This is a genomic window from Psychroflexus montanilacus (genome assembly GCF_020164535.1).
GTDB lineage: Bacteria > Bacteroidota > Bacteroidia > Flavobacteriales > Flavobacteriaceae > Psychroflexus > Psychroflexus montanilacus.
Genome location: NZ_JAIQZC010000001.1, coordinates 1,016,698 through 1,038,602, shown reverse-complemented (window position 1 = coordinate 1,038,602; position 21,905 = coordinate 1,016,698). Strand labels below are relative to the sequence as shown.

The following is a 21,905-nucleotide window of genomic DNA, read 5'->3' as shown; positions in this document are numbered from 1 at the left end:
AATGAAAGTAGCCATAATAGGAAGTGGAACCATGGGAAGCGGCATAGCACAAGTAGCGTCAACGGCGGGTTGCCAGGTTCAGCTTTACGATACAAAACGGGAAGCCTTAGATAAAGCCAAACAGGCTTTGGAGAAAATCCTCAATCGGTTGATTGAAAAAGGAAGAATCGATGATGCAGAGAAAAGCAGAATTCAGTCGAATATCTCTTACGAGGAAGATTTAAAATCTTTGGCCAAGGCTGACTTGACCATTGAAGCGATCATTGAGAATCTGGAGATCAAGCAAAAGGTGTTTAAAGAACTCGAAAGCTATCAAAGTGATGAGGCGATTATCGCCAGTAATACGTCGTCTTTGTCAATAGCTTCCATCGCTTCTGCTTTGGAGCATCCAGAGCGATGCATTGGGGTCCACTTTTTCAATCCAGCACCATTGATGCCTTTGGTGGAAATTGTGCCTGCAGTGCAGACGTCTCAGGAGGTTTTTGATAAGGTCTTTTCAACGATTCAGGACTGGAAGAAAGTCCCCGTAAAAGCTCAGGATACCCCAGGCTTTATTGTGAATCGCGTAGCACGTCCATTTTACGGTGAAGCTTTGAGAATTTACGAAGAGCGTTTTGCAGGGGTTCCCGAAGGAGAAGCTGGTTTTGCCACAATTGATTGGGCGATGAAAGAATTTGGCGGATTTAGAATGGGACCTTTTCAGTTGATGGATTTCATAGGTAATGACGTTAACTATACTGTGACTGAAACTGTTTTTGAAGCCTTTTACTTTGATCCACGGTACAAGCCATCATTTACCCAAAAGCGCTTTGCTGAGGCAGGTTATTTAGGTCGAAAGTCAGGAAAGGGTTTTTACGATTATGACGAAAATGCAAAAAAAATTCCGCCTGTTAAAGATCAGAAAATGGGGCGTAAAATTTTTGACCGTGTGTTGGTGATGTTGATCAACGAAGCTGCTGATGCTTTATTCCTGAACATTGCCACCGCCAAGGACATTGACTTAGCCATGACCAAAGGCGTGAATTATCCGAAGGGGCTTTTGAAATGGGCCAATGAAAAAGGCATCGACTGGTGTGTGGAACAGATGGATCATCTTTACGATACGTATAGAGAGGATAGATACAGATGCAGTCCGTTGTTGAGGAAGATGGCAAAGGAAAACGGGAGGTTTTAGGTTTCTAGTTAGTGAGTTTTTTAGTCTTTTAGTTGGTGAGTAGTTGATAATATATTTCTGTAAAATTTTAGATAAGTGATGAATAGTAAATATCATTTTAAGTTTGAAGAGTTGACAATGTACCAAAAAGCACTTGATTTTGCTGATTTAGTAAATGATCAGATTAAAGAATTTCCGAAAGAAGAAACTTATAGGTTAGCCTCTCAATTTATACGATCAGCAGATTCGATCGCCTTGAATATAGCAGAAGGTTCTTCAAGTACAAAGCCAAATTTTAATCGATATCTTCAAATGGCATGGGACAGCGCTCACGAATGTGTAGTATGTAGTACAAAAGCCAGACGTAGAAAATTTATAGATAAAAATACTGATGAAAGAAATCGCGAACATATTACTGAATTATCAAAAATGATAACCTCATATAAAAAATATTTAAGTACAAAATTCAAATAAAAATCAGAGACCATATATACGACCAACTCAAAAACTCAAGTATTCAACAACTAATTGGCTACCCTAAATGAAAAATAACTCAGAGACTCATAAACTAAAAGACTCAGAAACTATCCCTAAAAAGATGCTCTCCCAAGATCCATTCAGCACCTGGCTGGGAATTGAAATTTTGGAAGTGAGTTTAGGGAAATGCAAAATGGGTTTGAAGATACGACCAGAGATGCTAAATTCCATGCAGAAAGCTCACGGTGGTATTACCTATGCTTTAGCGGATACCGCTTTTGGTTTTGCGGCCAATACTTACGGGAAGTATGCGGTGTCTATCGAAACGTCTATCAATCATATTGAAGCCCTGGGAGTCGATGATTATATTACGGCAGAATCGACGGTTGAGGTGACTAAAAATAGACTTGGATTTCATTATGTTGAAGTAAAAAAAGGAGAAGAAATTGTAGCGCTTTTTAAAGGGGTGGTGTATAGAACTTCAAAAGAGTGGGACTTAACTAATGACTAAAAACATTAAATTGAAAACGGATTTGCGTTAAGGACCTGCCTGTTCGGCAGACAGGCCTCTTAACGCCCAAAACAGATAATAAACAAATTAACTATGGACGCATACATTATAGACGGGATACGAACCCCAATTGGTAACTATAAAGGCACCCTTTCACCAGTGAGAGCAGATGATTTGGGCGCTTTGGTGATCAAAGAAATTTTGAGCAGAAATTCATCTATCCCCAAGGAAGCTTTTGATGATGTCATTTTAGGCTGTGCCAATCAGGCTGGAGAAGATAACCGGAATGTAGCCCGAATGTGCTCGTTATTGGCGGGTTTGCCACATTCGGTGCCTGGAGAAACCGTCAACAGATTATGCAGTAGTGGACTTTCGGCTATTATTCATGCCAATCGAGCGATAAAAGCGGGAGATGGTGAATTGTTTATTGCTGGCGGTGTGGAACATATGACTCGCGGGCCTTACGCCATTGCAAAACCATCGACAGCTTATGGAAACGATGCTAAAATGTACGATACTAGTTTTGGATGGCGGTTTGTGAACCCCGAAATGCATGAAATGTACGGCACTGACGGTATGGGAGTAACCGCTGAAAACCTGGTCGATATTCATAAAATTTCTCGTGAAGATCAGGATGCGTTTGCTTTCAATTCCCAAATGAAAGCTACGAAGGCTCAGGAAAGCGGCCGTTTGGCCAAAGAAATTATCGCTGTTACTATTCCAAGACGAAAACAAGAGGACTTGATTTTTGCAGATGATGAGTTTGTCAAGCCACAAACCCAACTGGAAATTTTAGGCAAACTCCGACCAGCCTTTAGAAAGGACGGCAGCGTCACTGCGGGAAATTCGTCGGGCTTAAACGACGGGGCAGCGGCTACGATTGTGGCTTCTCAAAAGGCCGTTGAAAAATATAATCTGAAGCCAATGGCCAGAATTTTAAGTTCAGCGGTTGTGGGTGTTGAGCCAAGAATTATGGGTATTGGCCCTGTGGAAGCGTCCAACAAAGCCTTGGCAAAAGCAGGCTTAACAATGGAAGACATGGACATTATCGAATTGAATGAAGCTTTTGCAGCACAGTCTTTAGCCTGTATTCGCGCCTGGGGATTAAAAGATGACGATCCACGAATTAATCCTAATGGCGGTGCCATTGCGATTGGTCATCCACTCGGAGTTACTGGAGCCCGATTAGCACATACCGCTGCACTTCAGCTTCAATTGATTGATAAAAAACATGCTTTAGTTACGATGTGTGTAGGTGTTGGTCAAGGTTATGCCGCTGTGATTGAAAAAGCATAAATGTGTTGAGGGGAGCGAAATCCTCAGTAGCGAAGCGGACGTGATGTTGGTGTTGGTCAGGGTTATGCTGCTGTGATTGAAAGGGTTTAATATGCTGAGTAAAACAAAATCCCGAGAATAGAGCGATTCGGGATGAATAAAATGATTTTTATCATATTTATATTTTGTAAATATGATTTGTAAATAATTACTATATTTGAATAAAACCTTTAAAGATGGCAACTTACACCTCAACATTACCCGATAAACTTTTAACAGAGCTTGCAAAGGCTTCAGAAAATCTGAAGATGCCTAAAAACAAAATCATAGAAAAGGCTGTTGAAGTATATTTAGAAGAATTAGATAAAGCAGCTTATAGAAAGTCTTTTAAAAGAGCCGCCAAGGATAAAGATATGTTGGCTATGGCAGAAGAAGGTATGGCAGATTATTTTCAAATGCTGTTAGATCATGAAAATGAAGATTAGACAAAAGGAAATTTGGAAGGTATATTTTGATCCAATAGTAGGGAGTGAACAAGCTGGAAATAGACCTGCTGTCGTAATTAGCGGTAATACTATGAATGAATTTTTCAATGTTGTTATAGTATGTCCTATTACTTCTTCCATCAAAAATTATAAAGGGCATCCCATTTTGACACCCAATGATATTAATGGTCTAGATAAAGAATCTGAGATCATGGTATTTCATGCCCGTTCTTTATCTAAATTGAGATTCAGAAAAAAAATTGGTAGAATTTCTAATAAAGAACTAGAAAACATTACAGAAACATTGAATAAAATTCTAAAATACTAAACATGCAAACCACACAAAGTTATATTCAAGGCCAATGGACACAAGGTAAAGGCGAAGGTCAACCGATTTACGATTCCATTACTGGGGAACAGTTTACTTCCATAAACGTTGAAGGCTTCGATGTTCCAGAAATTTTGGACTATGGTCGTGAAAAGGGGGATAGGCTTCGTAAAATGACTTTCCAGGAACGTGGAAATATGCTGAAATCCTTGGCGTTTTATCTTCAGAAGAAAAAAAGAGCCTTTTACGAATTGAGCTACCGAACGGGAGCGACCAAAATGGATTCCTGGTTTGATATTGATGGTGGTTTTGGGAATTTGTTCGCCAATGCTTCCTTAAGAAAGTTATTTCCCAATCAGCCCTTTGATGTGGAAGGCGATCCCATCGATTTGTCTCGTGGTGGTCGCTTTATGGCGCATCATATTTTAGTGCCTAAAGAAGGCGTGGCGGTGCATATCAATGCGTTTAATTTTCCGGTGTGGGGCATGTTGGAAAAATGTGCTGTGAATTGGATGGCAGGCGTGCCGGCAGTGGTTTTACCTGCTCCACAATCCGCTTATTTAACGGAGGCAGTGGTGAAAGAAATCATCGCTTCAGGGATATTGCCTGAAGGGGCCTTGCAACTGATTTCAGGAACCGAGAAAACGATTTTAGAGAGTGTGACTTCTCAAGACATTGTGACTTTTACAGGTTCTGCTTCAACAGGTCGAATGTTGAAGAATCATCCGCGATTACTAGATGAATCCGTTCCTTTTACCATGGAAGCAGACTCTTTAAATGCCTGTATATTAGGAGAAGATGCTGTTCCAGGTACTCCTGAATTCGATTTGTTTATTCGGGAAGTACGCAATGAAATGACCGTAAAATGCGGTCAGAAGTGTACCGCAATACGTCGGGCTATAGTACCGGAATCACTGATTGAAGATGTGCAGATTGCTTTAGGAAAAGCCTTGGATAAGGTCACCTTGGGCGATCCAAGACTTAAGGAAGTCCGAATGGGAAGCCTTATCGACAAGCAACAAGTGGAAGCGGTTAAAAAAGCAGTAAGTGAAATTTCCAAAACTGCTGAGATTGTTTACGGCGACTTTGATGCTGCAGAAACCCTTAATGCTGAATTTGAAAAAGGCGCATTTATCAAACCGATTTTGATGCGTGAAGACCATCCGTTCAAAAATGAAGCGGCTCACGTTACCGAAGCTTTTGGTCCTGTAAGCACTTTGATGCCTTATAAATCCTTAGAAGAAGCGATTCAGCTTTCGAAAAAAGGGAAAGGGTCTTTGGTGAGCTCTATTTTTACTAATGATGATAATACTGCAAGAGAGTATACCATCAAAGCTGCGTCTCATCATGGTCGAATTATGTCTATTAACCGCGAATCGGCTAAGCAAAGTACAGGGCACGGAGCTCCGTTGCCAAATCTGGTTCACGGCGGTCCAGGAAGAGCAGGCGGTGGAGAGGAAATGGGAGGAAAACGCGGCATCAAACACTTTATGCAACGTTGTGCGATTCAGGGAAGTCCAACGACTTTAACTGAAATTACGGGTATTTATCAGCCTAAAGCTAACTATAAAGACTCCGAAAAGCATCCGTTTGCTTACCATTGGGAAGACATTCAGCCAGGGATGTCGCTAAAAACCCATAACCGAACCTTAACCGACACCGATATCATCAATTTTGGAAATTTGACCTGGGATCACTTTTATGCTCATACCGATATCACTTCTTTGGAAGGCAGTATTTTTGAAAAACGAACCGCTCACGGCTATTTTATTATTTCGGCAGCAGCCGGATTATTTGTGTATCCCAATAAAGGACCTGTCGCGGCCAATTATGGATTAGAAGAAATCCGATTTTTAAGACCTCTTTATCATAACGATACGATTAATGTAAGATTGACTTGCAAGGAGAAAGTAGATCGTGACCAAAAAGGAAAAGAACTGCCAGGCGGAATCGTCAAATGGTACGTGGAAGTCTTTGATGTGGAAGCGGTGGAAGAAGAGGATAAATTAGTCGCTATCGCTACTATTTTAACGATGGTTCAGAAAAAACAAGACACCTTTCATGAAGTGGATAAAGAGTTTGTTGAAAATAAACTGAAAACACTTTCAGAAGAACATCAAGCCAAATGGGGAATGATGACACCTCAGCATATGGTGGAACATTTAGAAATGACGCTTCACATTGCGACTGGTGAGATTTCTAATTTTGAAATCGCCACTCCAGGAGAGCACCTTGAAAAAGTACAGGAGACGTTGTATAATTATGAGAAAATGCCCCGTGGCTATAAAATGCCTTTGATGAAAAAAGAGGGGTTGGAGGATTTGAAACATGAGAACCTAGAAGAAGCCAAAAAAGCCTTACTAGAAGCCTATGAAGCTTTTGAAGATTTCTTTAGAGAACATCCTGAAGCTGTGATGAAAAACGCAGTTTTTGGAGACTTAACTGCTTTTGAATGGAAGCTGTTGAATAGAAAGCATTTTAACCATCACTTTGAGCAGTTTGGGTTGATATAGTCTTAAAACTGAAGTTAATCCAATTGTAAATCAAACTAACAATCATTAGTTTTGAAGAATATTCGAAAACGATTGAGAAATACACTAAATTATGACTAAAGCCTACGTAAAGAAAGACATAAAGGATAAAATTGCGACGATTGAATTTTTCCATCCAGCGCACAATTCATTGCCTAGCGACATTTTAGCAAAGTTAGCGGATACCATTACCGAAGTTGGTCAAGACGATGAAGTTTTGGTGATCATTTTAAAGTCAGGCGGGGACCGTACCTTTTGTGCTGGAGCCAGTTTCAAAGAATTGATATCGATCAATGATGAACAGACTGGCGAGCAGTTCTTCAGTGGATTTGCCAACGTGATCAACGCCATGCGAAAATGTCCAAAATTTATCATTGGTCGCGTTCAGGGCAAAACCGTTGGAGGTGGAGTGGGTCTGGCTTCTGCGATGGATTATTGCATGGCCACCCAGTATGCAGCTATTAAGCTTAGCGAACTGAATATCGGTATCGGCCCCTTCGTCGTTGGGCCTGCTGTAGAGCGTAAACTTGGCGTGAGCGGGATGTCTCAAATTGCCATAGATGCTAATACTTTCTATTCAGCAGAATGGGCAAAAAATAAAGGCCTTTTTGCACAAGTTTATGAAACTACTGAAGAACTGGATATTGCCATTTCTGAATTTGCCAAAAATTTATGTGAATACAATCCTGAAGCGGTAAAGCATATGAAACAAATGTTTTGGCGAGGCACTGAAGATTGGGATGAACTTTTGAAAGAACGCGCAAAAATTAGTGGTAAGCTGGTCTTGAGTTCGTTTACGAAAGAGAAGTTGAAGAGGTTTAAATAGAGATGAGTCTTGAGAGGTGAGTGATATGAAAAGTGATTATTATTTTAAATTTGAAGATTTAAAAGTTTATCAAAAAGCAATAGAATTTGGTGAACAGGTTAATCGTCAAATAGAAAATTTCCCAAGTCATGAAACATACAAATTAGGTTCACAATTTATTCGAGCAGCTGACTCTATCGCATTAAATATTGCAGAAGGTTCAGCTAGTACTGATGCAAATTTCGTGAGGTATTTAAAAATGGCTTGGGATAGTTGTCATGAATGTGTTGCAGCATCAACTAAAGCCAGACTTAGAAGTTATATCACTTTTGAAGTTGATGAGCAAAACAGAAAGCAAATCACTGAAATATCTAAAATGATCTCAGCTTTGATTAAACATCTTAAAAATAAACCATAGTTTAGATACAAAAGCAACTCACCACTCACCACTATCAAACTGTTCTTTATGATCTACAAATTTAAAAACCACATACCAGTTGTACACGAATCCAGCTTCGTACATCCACAGGCAGCTGTGACTGGGAATGTGATTATAGGTAAAGATTGTTACATTGGACCAGGTGCGGCGATACGTGGGGACTGGGGAGAAATCATATTGGAAGATGGAGTGAATGTACAGGAAAACTGTACTGTACACATGTTTCCAGGTAAGAGCATTACTTTGAAAAAAGGAGCGCACGTGGGGCACGGGGCTATCATTCATGGAGCAAATCTTGGTGAAAATTGTTTGATAGGCATGAATGCTGTTATCATGGATGATGCTGAAATTGGCGCTGAATCTATCGTTGGTGCCTTGGCATTTGTGAAAGCGGAGACTAAAATTCCAAGACGCAGCTTGGTGGTTGGAAATCCAGCTAAAATCATCAAAGAAGTCTCAGATGAAATGATTGCTTGGAAAACTGCTGGAACGCGTTTATATCAACAATTGCCTACAGATTGTCATGAAAGCCTGGAAGCAGTTGAGCCATTGAGAACGATTCCTAAAAACAGACCCAAACAGGAAAATTTTTATAAGACATTAAAAGAGTTTAAGAATGATAGTGAGTAGTCGGTAGTGAGTAGAGGTGAGAAAATAGAAAATCTTTGCGTCTTAGCGACTTGGCGTGAAAAATTCTGAATTATGAGGAAGCAAGAAGTAAGAAAATAGAGAAAGGAAAATAGAACAGACTATTCGAATTATTCCATCTACGATAAAAATTAATATAAGCTGAGAATTTAGTAATGTAAATAAATTAAAAATTGGTGCCTTGCGGCTTTGCGAGATATCAAGATAGATGTATAAATAGAACTACAACTTGGCTGGCTTTGCTTACAAACTTTGCGAGCTTTGCGTGAAAACTAAATAAACATGAGTAATCCAAATAAACTTAATACCTCAACTAAAGAAGAATTTAAGCTTCCCAAAATGGGAGAAAGCATTACTGAAGGTACCATCCTCAATTGGATAGTAGGCGAGGGAGATAGTTTTCAAGAGGGAGATATTCTAGTTGAAGTAGGTACCGATAAAGTAGATAATGAAGTGCCAGCGCCATTTTCTGGTCGTTTACTAGAAATTAAATACGAAGCCAATGAGGTTGTCAAAATTGGGGAAGTGATTGCGGTTATTCAGGCATTAGATGATGCAGAATCAGGTTCAGGTGAAAAGGAGAAATCGGCTCAAGATCGAGAAGCAGAAGTGGCTCAAGAAAAGCCATCATCAAAAAAAGAGAAGCCAAAAGCGAAAAAAGCATCAAAAGAAACTTCGAATGTGGAATGGAAGCCTAGTGCCAGGGGAAATCAATTCTATTCTCCTTTGGTCGAAAATATAGCTAAAGAGTACCACATTAGTTATGAGGAGTTAGCAAGAATCCCTGCCACCGGTGAAAATGACAGGTTAAAAAAATCTGATATTTTTAAATACATAGAAGACGGCAGACCAGCTCAATTTGCTCAGCCTGAACAGGTAGGGAAGTCAGCTGGATTTCAGGTGCCTGACTTGACATTTGACAAAGGAAAAGGCAAAATTGTGGAGATGGACAGGATGCGACAGATGATTGCCGATCACATGGTGTTTTCAAAACATACCTCTCCTCACGTTACCGCTTATGTGGAAGCAGACATGACCAAGCTGGTAAAATGGCGAAACGAGAACAAAGCTAAATTCCAGGAAGAAACTGGCGAGAAGTTAACGTTCACGCCGCTTTTTATTCAGGCTGTAACCAAAGCGATTCTGGATTACCCCATGATTAATTCCTCCTTAGACGGAACTAACATCATCGTCAAAGAAGACATCCATATCGGAATGGCAACGGCTTTACCCAGTGGAAATTTAATTGTTCCAGTAGTGCGACAGGCGGATCAAAAAGACTTAAAGACTTTAGCAAAAGACGTCAATGCTTTGGTAGTAAAAGCCAGGGATAACAAACTGACTAGCGATGATACTAAAGGCAGCACCTTCACGATTTCCAATGTAGGGACTTTTGGAAGCTTGATGGGAACACCGATTATCAATCAGCCCGAGGCTGCGATTTTAGCAACAGGGATTATTAAAAAGAGAGCAGAAGTTATAGAGTATGAAGATGGCGATAAGATCGAGATCAGACAGATGATGTATTTGTCCCTATCCTTTGATCACAGGATTGTGGATGGTTATCTGGCGGGAAGTTTCTTGAGGAGGATTGCGGATTACTTGGAGGAAGATAAAAAATGAAAAAGACGTTTTGAAACAGGACATTTGGATACAAGACAAAATAAAACAAAATGAGAAGGCATAATTTTAAAAAGCTACTCATATGGCAAGAAGCGATGGAATTGATAGATCTTAACTATGAGCTTACTAATTCACTTCCCGATTTTGAGAAGTTCGGATTAAGAACTCAAATGAATCGTTGTTCTGTTTCAATAGCATCTAATATATCTGAAGGATCGAGTAAAAGAAGTAATAAGCATTTTGCTAAATTTTTAGGTGATAGTTTAGGTTCAGCCTTTGAGTGGGAAACTCAATTGATGGTCTGCTACCGTCAAAAATTCATCTCTAAGGATGATTATTTAAGACTTGAGAATAAAATACAAATGTTACAGAGTAAAATTTCAAACTTCATTGATAAAATAGAATCAGATACTTGACTTTTTTAATTATTATCCATTAAGTCCTGTTTCAAAACATCTTGACTCTTGACTCAAAACGACAAAATTTAAATAAATGAAACTAAATAAAAATATATTCAAAAAAGCATTTCAAAATTTAGTGACTGCCAAAGCTATGGCAGAGCTGTACGAAGAAAACTTTAAGGTGGTGTCCAAATACGTACATGCCACTTCACGGGGTCATGAAGTGATACAGACGGCGGTAGGCATGCAACTAAAACCTCAAGATTATGTATATCCGTATTATAGGGATGATTCCATTTTGCTGGCAATTGGCATGCAGCCCAAAGACTTGATGCTGCAGCTGTTGGCCAAAAAAGACGATCCGTTTTCTGCAGGCCGAACCTATTACTCGCATCCCAGTTTGAAGGATGCCGACAAGCCTAAAATACCTCACCAAAGTTCAGCTACGGGGATGCAAGCTATCCCCGCCACCGGCGCAGCGCTAGGAATTAATTACCGCGAAAGCGGTAATCTATTTGATGAAAATGAACGGTATAGTTTTTCAGCCTCTGATTCAAAGGAGACAGATTCCCGCATCCGCGAGAATCCAGTAGTCGTCTGTTCTTTGGGCGACGCCTCCGTGACCGAAGGTGAAATTGCGGAAGCTTTTCAGATGGCTGCTCTGAAGCAATTGCCCATCATCTATGTCATACAAGACAACGGCTGGGACATTTCAGCCAATGCCGAGGAAACCCGAGCACAGGACGCCTTTGAATATGCCAAAGGATTTCACGGGCTGGAAGCGATTAGCATTGATGGGACTGACTTCATCGAATCTTATTCAGAATTTCAAAACGTTCTGGAGACCGTAAGAAATGAGAGACGGCCATTCTTAGTCCATGCCAAATGCCCATTGCTCAATCACCATACTTCTGGCGTTAGAATGGAATTTTATAGAGATGATCTGGAGGAATCCAAAACCAGAGATCCTTATCCAAAACTAAAACAGCAACTCCTCGACAATGGCTTTACTCAAGACGAACTAGACGCCATCGAAAAAGCTGCAAAAGCAGTTGTGGAAAAGGAATACCAGGAAGCGCTAAAAGCTGAAGATCCTAAACCAGAAGATCTGTTTACACATGACTTTGCGCCCACCCCTATAACCGAAGAGAAAGGCGAACGCTCCCCTGCAGGTGCAGAAAAAGTAGTGATGGTAGATTGTGCGCTTTTTGCTATCGAAGAGCTGATGACCCAATACAAAGAGTGTTTGCTCTACGGACAAGATGTCGGAGGCAGGCTAGGAGGCGTGTTCCGAGAAGCGGCTACGTTAGCTCAGAAGTTTGGCGATCATCGTGTGTTCAACACGCCCATTCAGGAAGCATTTATCGTGGGCTCAACGGTAGGGATGTCTGCAGTTGGGCTCAAGCCCATTGTTGAGGTTCAGTTTGCCGATTACATTTGGCCTGGACTTAATCAGTTGTTTACCGAAGTGAGTCGCAGCTGCTATTTATCAAACGGTAAGTGGCCAGTATCCATGATTTTGAGAGTGCCCATTGGCGCTTATGGCAGTGGTGGGCCTTACCATTCCTCATCGGTAGAAAGTGTGGTGAGTAACATTCGCGGACTCAAAATCGCATACCCCAGCAATGGCGCCGATCTGAAGGGTTTGATGAAAGCCGCTTATCACGATCCCAATCCTGTGGTTATTTTTGAACATAAGGGTTTGTATTGGAGCAAAGTCCCAGGAACCAAAGGCGCGACTAGCGTGGAGCCAGCTGAAGATTATGTATTGCCCTTTGGAAAAGCCTGGGTGTTACAGGAAATCTGGCCGCAGGATGACAAGGAAACCCTCAGCATAATCACTTACGGCATGGGCGTACACTGGGCGATGAATGCTTCCCAGGAACTCGGACTACAAGATCAAATCGAAATTGTTGACCTGCGCACACTACATCCTTTGGACGAGGAAACCATCATGAAATCGGTGAAGAAATCTAAAAAATGCCTGGTGGTGACCGAGGAACCTTCAGACAATACATTTGCCAGAGCTTTGAGTGGTAAGATTCAGGAGCAGTGTTTTCAACATCTGGATGCGCCAGTCATGACGATAGGATCCGAAAACATGCCCGCGATTCCGCTAAACTCCATTTTGGAAGAAACCATGATTCCAAGCACCGAAAAAGTAAAAGTCAAAATTCAGGAATTACTAGATTATTAATGATTTGGGCGTGCCCCTCGCTTTTAAACAATAGCGGGGTCGGGCCTGTCTGCCGACAAAGGCAGGCTGCCCATTTCAATTCCTCCCCCCAAAGCTTTGGGGGTTGTGGGATTTTCACTTGCATCCCTTACGCGGGGCTTCTACCAATTTAATCATTAAATATCCCAAGCCGTTTTTACGGATGATTGACCTTTCATTATAACTATGAGGTGATGTTTTTCCATCATCAAGTAACTAGCTTTTTTAAACTAGGCTACAATTTTTTTAACGAGTGGATGGCGGCATAGGGATAGAACGAAAAGCGCGTAATCCCCAAAGCTTTGGGGAGCGTACTTGTAGTGATAGCCCGGTAATGCCCCAAGTAGTAAACTGTATTATAGCTCTTTTAGGTTGGTGTCTTAGATTTAATTATTTGGTTTTGATGGACTTATCAAATGGAATTTTTAGCTGATAAAAAACATCTTCATCTTTTAAATCATCAACGATGTCCAGGCCATATTCAATTTTACGATGGTCGGCATAAAGATAAGTTCCAAACAGCCTGTCCCAAATCGAAAACATATTTCCAAAATTGGTGTCCGTCCAGGGTAATTCTTTGTGATGGTGAAATTTGTGCATAGTGGGAGTGACAAAAAGATAACTTAAGACCTTGTCTGCCTTGCCTAAATTGATGTTGGCGTGAGTGAAGTAGGTAAAGAATACACTCAAAATCCTGTAAAACAAATAATAAGCTATAGGCATTCCCATAATCAGCACTGTAAATAAAGCAAAGCTTTCTCTGATGGTAAAGTCGAGTGGGTGATGCCGAGTTCCTGTGGTTACATCCACTTTGGTATCGCTATGATGAATGATGTGTAGGCGCCACATCCATTTCACTTTATGTAGGAAATAATGAACCCCGTATTGCGCTACTAGATCCAAAGCTAATATGGCCAAAAGCAGTTCAATAACAGGCGAGGCATCTATCCAATGCAAGACACCAAATTGGTTGGCATCTATCCAGAAGAAAACGCCTAAAGTAAGCGCTCCAAAACCAACGTTGATCCCCATCGTAAACAATAGGAATATGAAATTGACTCCTGCGTGTTTCACTTTTTTGTATTTGATGGCAGTTAATCTATAATAACCTTCCAATATCCAAAAAAGAGCTAAAACACCGACAACCCAACCCAGTTTCATCCAAATTGGCATTTCTTCAAAAAAAGAGAGAAAATCTATCATAGATTTTAATTTGATAGCACTAAAAATACAAAATCTTGATAAAATTGGATTAATACTTACATTTGTTTTGTAACTGGTTAAGACATAAATTTACTTAAGTCTAAGGTAATTAAGATGAAAAGCATCCATTTCGATAATTTGTCTTCTAAAAAGCACTATTTACCAATTTTGTTCGGTGTAGGAGTGTTGCTTGTTTTGTACTTTATTTTTAAAGGCACGAAACATGAGAAGCTTTTAATTTTAATATTGAATCTTTTTGCTTTTATTTCGCTATTTCGTATGTTTTGGTATAAGGCGCATGTTCAATACAATACGAGTAGAAGAATTTTAACACGAATTAACAGTACTTCTCAAATCAATATCATATTTGATAACCTTACCGATATTGAGTATGCTAAAGATAAACTCATTTTAACAGAAAATACGAAGACCCATAAAATTGATATAGAAGACGTTAATCCAAACGATGTTCAAAAATTGATCAATTTAATGATTCAGCGTTCTGAAGCTTTCTACAAAGATTCATCACATCTGAAGTATTATGAATAGAATAAAATTCATTTATGAAACTAGGTCAAATCGCATTTTTATGTATGTTTTGTCCGTTTGCCTTTTAATGATTTCAGCTATAAGTCTTCTGGTTGAAAGCGATTTAAAGGATTTTTTTTAGGACTTATGTTCGGTATAATTTCCGTTTTATTGATTTTATTTATAAGCCTTTTTACTTATAAAAACGTTGTCTACGGAAATGACAAGTACTTACTTGTAAGAATAAATACCTTTTATTTCAAAACAATAGTTCTGGATCAAATCAAATCTCAAGAGGTAAACGATAACTATCTTCAAATTCATCTTTCAAACAAGACAATTCAAATCCACAGAGCAGGAATTGACCCACAGGATATAAATCATCTACAAACGATTATTTCAAAGTCTGTGAAGACATTTTAACGTGAGTTCTTTCAATAATTCTAAACAAAAGTGCCTTGATAATTCAAGGCACTTTTGTTGACTATAAATTGTCACGACTTATTCTTCAATAATGATGTTTTCATGTTCTACGCCTAATTCTTTTAAGTCATTAACAACACTTTCGATCATTGGGTCTGGTCCACAGATGTAAAACTTTTGCTGTAAATTGATGATGTGTTTTTTCAAAAAGCTTAAATCGATTTGCCCGTGCGCAAACCGGTCCGTTTTCTCATTAGACAGGATGTTTATAAAATTATCTCCAAGCATGTCACTGAGTTCATCTTTTAAGATGATATCGGCTTTGGTTTTGTTGGCAAAAATGAGTTTGTTATTTTCATTTCCTTCTCCATTTTGGTGCCTGTCTCTCAAAATAGCAATGAGAGGCGTCAAGCCAGCACCACCAGCGATAAAGGTTCCTTCACCCCGGAAATAAATATTCCCAAAAATGTCGGTTTGTAGCAATTCGTCTCCTTTCTTAAGGTCCAACAATTGTTCAGTCACGCCATTATGATCGGGATAAGTCTTGATGACAAACTCTAGGTGATCTTGAGCTGGTAAGCTGGTAAAGGTAAAAGGCCTGCCTTCTTCTTTCCAGCCTTCTTTGTTGATGAAAAGTTCGGTGGCCTGACCTGGCTTGAATTCTAATCCTGAAGGTTTATTCGTTCTAATCTGTAAAACATTAGGGGTGATCTTTTCTATGTGTTCAATTTTTAAAGTATTCATTTTTTATTTTAAATTTAAAAAAGGCATAGGTTTTACTTATGGTGATTAAGAATAATCGAGCTTTTTTTTAACATTCGAATTCCTTACTTGATTTGAATGTGTTACGAGATCAAATACTTATCTTACATCGAGCTAAAACGATAAAACTTTGGATACTACATTTCTTGATACCCTAAAGGACTTTCTGCTAAATTCATTATATAGTATAGGCCCAAAACTCCTGTATTCAATTATAAGTATAGTTTTTGGCATTCTCGTTATAAAGTTGATCATGAGGCTTTTGAAAGCTGCTTTAAAAAAGTCTAACGTGGAATTATCTCTAAAAACCTTTATCGAAAGTCTCTCTATTTTCGTTTTATATGGCTTGTTATTCACACTTGTAGGCTCTATTCTGGGTGTGAAAGCCACTTCGTTTTTGGCAATTTTTGGAGCTGCGGGAATTGCGATAGGTCTAGCCTTGCAAGGCAGTTTAGCTAATTTTGCAGGTGGTGTTTTGATATTGGTGTTTAAGCCTTTTAAAGTCGGTGATTTGATCTATGTCAATTCTAATCTTGGCTTCGTAAAGAATATCGATATACTTTACACCAGAATTAAAACTTTTGACGGTAGAATCATCACCATGCCTAATGGCAATGTAGCAAATAGTGATGTTGACAATCGCACGATGGATCCTTTAAGAAGGATAGATTTGAAATTAAAATTCGCCTTCGATATAAAAATGGAAACGATTAGGCCAATCATTCTAAAGGCTTTGAAAGCGCATCCTATCGTTGAAAAAGATCCTGAACCAGATGTTTGGTTAGATGAAATTGGAGAATCTGAAATACGAGTAACTGCTAGATGCTGGGTGAAATCTGAAGATTATTGGCCAACCTATTGGGAACAATTAGAAGCCGTAAAATCTTCCTTGGATAAACAAGGAATTGAAACCCCTATTCCTCGAAGAATCATTTATCAGGGGGGAGAATATAAGACCTCAGAATCATTACCTAAACAAAAGAATTAACTAACTCAAAGACTTTTTAATTCGGTCCATAGCTTGTTTTATGTGATCTTCACTTGCAGCATAAGAAATTCTAATGCAATTTGGATTGCCAAAAGCTTCTCCTGTAACTGTGGCTACATTGGCAACTTCTAGTAAAAACATAGAAAAATCGGTTGCATTTTTAATCTCTTTTCCGCCATATGTTTTTCCGAAGAAAGAAGAAACGTTTGGAAAAACATAAAAGGCTCCTTTAGGTTCGTTACATTCAAATCCAGGAATAGTTTCAATCAAATCTAAAATCAACTTACGTCTAGACTTGAATTTATCGATCATGTATTGTATTTTTTCTAAAGGGGCATCTAAGGCTGTAATCACTGCTCGTTGAGCAATACAATTAGCTCCGCTTGTGACTTGTCCTTGTAGCTTTTTACAAGCATTAGCAATTTTTTCTGGAGCACCGATGTAGCCGATTCTCCAACCAGTCATGGCAAAGGCTTTGGAAACACCATTTACAGTGACAGTTCTATCGTACATTTCTGGTAATTCAGCAATAGAAAAGCGTTCTTGACCAAAATTGATATGTTCATAGATTTCATCACTCACCACAATGATGTCTGGAAAGTCTTTGAGAACATCTGCCAGGGCTTTTAACTCTTCTTTTGTATATACAGAACCACTAGGATTACATGGTGAGCTGTACCATAGCATTTTTGTTTTTGGAGTGATAGCAGATTTCAACTGGTCTGGAGTCATCTTAAAATCCTGTTCAATGTCTGTTTCAACTTCTACAGGAACACCGCCATTTAATTTCACGATATCACTGTAACTTACCCAATACGGACAAGGAAGAATGACTTCATCTCCAGGGTTCAGCACTACAGAAGCAATATTGTAAAGTGATTGCTTAGCCCCTGTAGATACAACAATTTGATTTAGATTATAATCTAAATGATTATCTCTCTTGAACTTTTTTTGAATAGCCTTTTTCAATTCCTCATACCCATCCACAGGAGAGTAAGAATTGTAATTATCGTTTACGGCTTGTATAGCAGCATCTTTAATAAAATCTGGAGTATTGAAGTCTGGTTCACCCAAACTTAATCCAATAATGTCTTTACCCTCAGCTTTAAGTTCTCTTGCTTTAGCAGCCATCGCTAAAGTTGCTGACGTTTCTAATTTTTGAATTTTATCGGAAAGTTGAATCATAAAAATAATTAGTTAGGATAATTGTGGCTCGCTTCCAAGCATTCTTAAGTGTCTAAAATGTGATTTTACAGCTTCTCTGGTAGATTCATATTCGTTATAGGGCAAATTGAATTCTTTGGCTGTTTCTTTTACAATTTTACTTATTTTATCGTAATGAACATGGCTTATGTTTGGAAAAATATGATGTTCCACTTGATGATTTAGTCCACCACTGAACCAGTTCATGATTTTATTATTGGTTGCAAAATTTGTGGTAGTAAATAATTGATGTATTGCCCAGGTATTTTTCATTTCTCCAACTTCATTAGGCATTGGCATTTCGTTATTTTCTACCATGTGAGCTAATTGAAAAATAACACTCAGAATTAATCCTGCGGTGTAATGCATCACAAAGAATCCAATTAAAACTTTCCACCATACAATCCCAATCATGATAGGAATCACTATCCAAATAGAAATGTATAAAATTTTAGTGACGGCAAGCATGCTCCATTGTTTCCATTGACTTGGCATCTTCCCGTAAGATAACTGGCGCTTTAAGTAACGTTTTGTTTGTTTAAAATCTGATGTTAATGCCCAGTTGAAAGTGAGCAATCCATATAAAAATACAGAATATATATGTTGAAACTTATGAAAACGTTTCCATTTGGCATGTTTTGAAAATCTGATAATGCCTCCTGCATCTATATCTTCATCGTGACCGTGAATATTAGTGTAAGTGTGATGTAAAACATTGTGCTGCACTTGCCAGTTGTAAACATTACCAGCTAAAATGTAAATGGAACTTCCCATGAACTTGTTTACCCATTTTTTTCTGGAGTAAGTTCCATGATTTCCATCATGCATGACATTCATGCCAACACCAGCCATACCAGCTCCCATCAAGACTGTGAAAAGCAGTTTCCACCAATCTGAAATGTCTAGAAATAATATTAAAAAATAAGGACTTAAGAACAAACTGAACATTACGATCGTTTTTAAATGTAATTTCCAGTTTCCAGTTTTCTTTATATTATTCTCACTGAAATAATTGTTAACCCTTTTGTTTAGGGTCCTGAAAAATTTTTGAGGATCCTTTCTTGAGAATTTAATCGTTGGATTTGTCATCTTAAAAATATATGAAACAAATATAAAAATTTATCTATACCAAGCCTTTTGACAATTGCCAATTGTGTTGGATTTATAAGAGTTTAATCGGATTTCAATTGATTTTGTTTGTAATAAAATAGAATAGCACCAAAATCAATAGTAGAACTCTTATTTTTGCCCTCAAAAATTAAACACATTGAAGCTAATAAAAGACTATTTCCCAAACTTAAACGAAACCCAGTTACTTCAGTTCGAAAAGATCGCAGAAGTATATAAGGACTGGAATCAAAAAATTAATGTGGTATCAAGGAAAGATATCGACGAGATATACATTCGTCATGTACTGCATAGTCTTGGAATCGCTAAAGTGCAAGAGTTTTTGCCAGGCTCCAGTGTTCTGGATGTTGGAACTGGAGGAGGTTTTCCAGGTATTCCCTTGGCTATTTTATATCCTGAAACTCAATTTACTTTGGTAGATAGTATCGGTAAAAAGATAAAAGTAGTTGAAGAGGTGGTTGAGGCCCTGGACCTCCAGAACGTAACTCCTATAAACGATCGTGTCGAAAATATCTCAGGTGAATTCGATTTTATAGTCAGTAGAGCCGTAGCTGTTATGCCTAGTTTTGTCCACTGGGTGAAAGGAAAAATTGCTAAAGAATCCAAACACGATAGGAAAAATGGAATTCTATATTTAAAAGGTGGTGACCTTTCTGAGGAACTTCTGCCCTATAAGACTGTAAAAGTGTATGAACTTTCCGAGATATATAAAGAAGATTTTTTTGATACTAAAAAAGTGGTTTATCTTCCAATGAAGTACCGTGGATAGTCTTAAAAGCTCGAGGCTTTGGGTGGTAGGAAGCATTAGCTTTTAAGTTCATGATACGATATGCTTTATTCAGTCTTCCTTATTCAGTATTTATGCCTGAAGTTTTGAGGCTTTAGGTGATAGGAATTAGTTTTTGAGTAGATAAGCTTCTTTAAACAGCTTTCACCATTTTGGTTGATACACTAATTTGCTTTTATCATCATTGTTTTGAATCCTAATTATAGAGGATAAAAAAAGCCTCCAATTCTAACACTGGAGGCTTCAATTACAATAATTTATTTATTCATTATCCCATATGTGGATAAGTATAGTCTGTTGCGGGAACAAAGGTTTCTTTTATCAATCTTGGTGAAGACCATCTTAATAAATTAAACTTAGAGCCTGCTTTATCATTTGTACCACTGTTTCTGGCACCGCCAAATGGCTGGCGTCCAACAACTGCGCCTGTACATTTGTCGTTAATGTAGAAATTACCAGCAGAGTTTTGCAAAATATCTGTGGCAACTGCCGCTGCATAACGATCTGTTGATATGATGGAACCTGTTAAACCATACTGACTTGTATTATCTACTAGGTGAAGTGTGTCTTCATATGCATTATCATCATATACATAAAGAGTCAATACTGGTCCAAACAATTCTTCGACCATAGTCTCATATTGTGGATTTGTGGTTACGATAACTGTTGGTTCTACGAAATAACCTTTAGACTTATCGCAATTTCCACCGACAATGATTTCAGCTTCGTCACTTTTCTTAGCTCTTTCGATATATTTAGACAATTTATCGAAAGATTGTTCGTGAATAACAGCCCCTATGAAATTACTCAAGTCGCCAGTAGAGCCCATTTTAATGGATTTCACATCTTTAACCAATCTTTCTTTGACTTCTGGCCATAAACTGCTAGAGATGTAGGATCTTGAAGCAGCACTACATTTCTGCCCTTGAAATTCGAAAGCTCCTCTCAACAAAGCTGTAGCGACTACCTGCGGGTCTGCAGATTTATGTGCCACAATAAAGTCTTTACCACCAGTTTCTCCTACAATTCTTGGGTAAGTGTTATAATTATGTATGTTTTCACCGATTTTAGCCCAGATGCCTTTAAAGACATTGGTACTTCCTGTAAAATGGATACCGGCAAATTCTTTTCTAGCTAAAATTTTATTGGTGATCATTTCTGGATCGCCAATAATCATGTTGATCACGCCATCTGGTAAGCCTGCTTCTTTAAAAACCTCCATAATGACTTGTGCGGATAACATTTGACTATCACTTGGTTTCCAAACGGCGACATTACCCATCAATGCAGCACTTGATGGTAAATTACCAGCGATAGCTGTAAAATTAAAAGGAGTAATAGCATAAACGAAACCTTCTAATGGTCTGTGTTCAAGCCTATTCCATTCATTATCTGCAGACTCAGGTTGTTCTCTGTAGATTTCAGACATATATTCTACATTGAATCTTAAGAAATCGCAAATTTCGCAAGCAGAATCAATTTCAGCCTGAAAAACCGTTTTGGATTGACCAATCATAGTTGTTGCATTCATTTTATCCCTGTAAGGGCCTGCAATAAGATCAGCAGCTTTCAGAAAAACAGCAGCTCTTTGTTCCCAAGGTAACTTAGCCCACTCTTTTCTAGCTTCCAAAGCAGTATCAATAGCTTGCTCCACATGTTTTTCTTCAGCATTATGATAAATACCAACTTCGTGTTGGTGATCATGTGGTGGTCTTATGCTTTTAGTATGTCCAGTTTTTATTTCTTCTTTACCTATATATAAAGGAATTTCTGCTTTTTCGTTATAAATTTTCTTATACATCTTTTCTATGGATGCTCTCTCTGGAGATCCTGGTGCATAAGTTTTTATCGGCTCATTTATTGCGGTTGGCACCTGAAAATATCCTTTTCCCATAATGTTTATATTTAATTGAATTTATTTCCGTAAATATAAAGTTTATAGATCATTATGAAAATTAATCGTGATAAGCTTTTATTAATACCTGTTAAGAA

Annotated in this window: 21 protein-coding genes; 16 read left to right on the top strand and 5 right to left on the bottom strand. The window is 38.5% G+C overall.

Going from position 1 to position 21,905, the window contains the following annotated elements; all coding sequences use genetic code 11:
• Position 1: 1 nt before the first annotated feature.
• From LB454_RS04905 to LB454_RS04845, 13 genes are all read left to right on the top strand, one after another.
• Positions 2-1,174, top strand: a complete 1,173-nt coding sequence (locus LB454_RS04905; protein ID WP_224463504.1) for a 3-hydroxyacyl-CoA dehydrogenase NAD-binding domain-containing protein — start codon at positions 2-4, stop codon at positions 1,172-1,174.
• Between the two features lie 78 nt (positions 1,175-1,252).
• Positions 1,253-1,627: a four helix bundle protein gene (locus LB454_RS04900; protein ID WP_224463503.1), complete on the top strand. Its 375-nt coding sequence runs from the start codon at positions 1,253-1,255 to the stop codon at positions 1,625-1,627.
• Between the two features lie 67 nt (positions 1,628-1,694).
• Positions 1,695-2,141 (top strand): PaaI family thioesterase, encoded by a 447-nt coding sequence (locus tag LB454_RS04895; RefSeq protein WP_224463502.1) that lies wholly within the window; start codon positions 1,695-1,697, stop codon positions 2,139-2,141.
• A 93-nt stretch (positions 2,142-2,234) separates the two neighbouring features.
• Complete coding sequence (locus LB454_RS04890; protein ID WP_224463501.1) at positions 2,235-3,437, top strand: acetyl-CoA C-acyltransferase; 1,203 nt, start codon at positions 2,235-2,237, stop codon at positions 3,435-3,437.
• 215 nt (positions 3,438-3,652) lie between these two features.
• A complete protein-coding gene (locus LB454_RS04885) occupies positions 3,653-3,901 on the top strand; it encodes a ribbon-helix-helix domain-containing protein (protein WP_224463500.1) in 249 nt (82 codons plus the stop codon).
• On the top strand, positions 3,891-4,229 hold the full coding sequence (locus LB454_RS04880) for a type II toxin-antitoxin system PemK/MazF family toxin (RefSeq protein WP_224463499.1): 339 nt from the start codon (positions 3,891-3,893) through the stop codon (positions 4,227-4,229). The genes LB454_RS04885 and LB454_RS04880 overlap by 11 nt, the downstream gene beginning before the upstream one ends.
• A 2-nt stretch (positions 4,230-4,231) precedes the next feature.
• Positions 4,232-6,742: a phenylacetic acid degradation bifunctional protein PaaZ gene (paaZ, locus tag LB454_RS04875; RefSeq protein ID WP_224463498.1), complete on the top strand. Its 2,511-nt coding sequence runs from the start codon at positions 4,232-4,234 to the stop codon at positions 6,740-6,742.
• Positions 6,743-6,833: 91 nt separating this feature from the next.
• A complete protein-coding gene (locus LB454_RS04870) occupies positions 6,834-7,586 on the top strand; it encodes an enoyl-CoA hydratase/isomerase family protein (RefSeq protein WP_224463497.1) in 753 nt (250 codons plus the stop codon).
• Between the two features lie 25 nt (positions 7,587-7,611).
• Positions 7,612-7,983 (top strand): four helix bundle protein, encoded by a 372-nt coding sequence (locus LB454_RS04865; RefSeq protein ID WP_224463496.1) that lies wholly within the window; start codon positions 7,612-7,614, stop codon positions 7,981-7,983.
• 48 nt (positions 7,984-8,031) lie between these two features.
• Entirely contained in the window at positions 8,032-8,634 is a 603-nt protein-coding gene (locus LB454_RS04860; RefSeq protein ID WP_224463495.1) for an acyltransferase, read from the top strand.
• 300 nt (positions 8,635-8,934) lie between these two features.
• Complete coding sequence (locus LB454_RS04855) at positions 8,935-10,275, top strand: dihydrolipoamide acetyltransferase family protein (RefSeq protein WP_224463494.1); 1,341 nt, start codon at positions 8,935-8,937, stop codon at positions 10,273-10,275.
• Between the two features lie 50 nt (positions 10,276-10,325).
• On the top strand, positions 10,326-10,691 hold the full coding sequence (locus tag LB454_RS04850; protein ID WP_224463493.1) for a four helix bundle protein: 366 nt from the start codon (positions 10,326-10,328) through the stop codon (positions 10,689-10,691).
• Between the two features lie 76 nt (positions 10,692-10,767).
• The gene (locus LB454_RS04845) at positions 10,768-12,873 is read left to right on the top strand and encodes an alpha-ketoacid dehydrogenase subunit alpha/beta (protein WP_224463492.1); all 2,106 of its coding nucleotides are present in this window, start codon (positions 10,768-10,770) and stop codon (positions 12,871-12,873) included.
• Between the two features lie 408 nt (positions 12,874-13,281).
• Here LB454_RS04845 and LB454_RS04840 read toward each other — a convergent pair whose 3' ends face one another.
• Positions 13,282-14,094 carry a sterol desaturase family protein gene (locus LB454_RS04840; protein ID WP_224463491.1) on the bottom strand — a complete coding sequence of 271 codons (813 nt, stop codon included), beginning with the start codon at positions 14,092-14,094 and terminating at the stop codon, positions 13,282-13,284.
• Between the two features lie 114 nt (positions 14,095-14,208).
• On the opposite strand from LB454_RS04840, the gene LB454_RS04835 reads away from it, so the two are divergent.
• Positions 14,209-14,643 carry a hypothetical protein gene (locus LB454_RS04835; RefSeq protein ID WP_224463490.1) on the top strand — a complete coding sequence of 145 codons (435 nt, stop codon included), beginning with the start codon at positions 14,209-14,211 and terminating at the stop codon, positions 14,641-14,643.
• Between the two features lie 480 nt (positions 14,644-15,123).
• Here LB454_RS04835 and LB454_RS04830 read toward each other — a convergent pair whose 3' ends face one another.
• Positions 15,124-15,789 (bottom strand): ferredoxin reductase domain-containing protein, encoded by a 666-nt coding sequence (locus LB454_RS04830; RefSeq protein WP_224463489.1) that lies wholly within the window; start codon positions 15,787-15,789, stop codon positions 15,124-15,126.
• Between the two features lie 307 nt (positions 15,790-16,096).
• Between LB454_RS04830 and LB454_RS04825 the strand changes: the two genes are divergently transcribed.
• Positions 16,097-16,795 (top strand): mechanosensitive ion channel family protein, encoded by a 699-nt coding sequence (locus LB454_RS04825; RefSeq protein ID WP_224463488.1) that lies wholly within the window; start codon positions 16,097-16,099, stop codon positions 16,793-16,795.
• On the opposite strand, the gene LB454_RS04820 is transcribed toward LB454_RS04825, so the two are convergent.
• Together LB454_RS04820 and LB454_RS04815 are read right to left on the bottom strand one after the other, a co-directional pair.
• Positions 16,796-17,980, bottom strand: coding sequence for a pyridoxal phosphate-dependent aminotransferase (locus tag LB454_RS04820; protein WP_224463487.1), 1,185 nt, complete (start codon positions 17,978-17,980; stop codon positions 16,796-16,798). It abuts the gene before it with no gap.
• Positions 17,981-17,992: 12 nt separating this feature from the next.
• A complete protein-coding gene (locus LB454_RS04815) occupies positions 17,993-19,087 on the bottom strand; it encodes a fatty acid desaturase family protein (protein ID WP_224463486.1) in 1,095 nt (364 codons plus the stop codon).
• 178 nt (positions 19,088-19,265) lie between these two features.
• On the opposite strand from LB454_RS04815, the gene rsmG reads away from it, so the two are divergent.
• Positions 19,266-19,895: a 16S rRNA (guanine(527)-N(7))-methyltransferase RsmG gene (rsmG, locus tag LB454_RS04810; RefSeq protein WP_224463485.1), complete on the top strand. Its 630-nt coding sequence runs from the start codon at positions 19,266-19,268 to the stop codon at positions 19,893-19,895.
• A gap of 286 nt (positions 19,896-20,181) precedes the next feature.
• On the opposite strand, the gene pruA is transcribed toward rsmG, so the two are convergent.
• A complete protein-coding gene (gene pruA / locus LB454_RS04805; RefSeq protein WP_224463484.1) occupies positions 20,182-21,807 on the bottom strand; it encodes an L-glutamate gamma-semialdehyde dehydrogenase in 1,626 nt (541 codons plus the stop codon).
• Between the last annotated feature and the right edge of the window lie 98 nt (positions 21,808-21,905).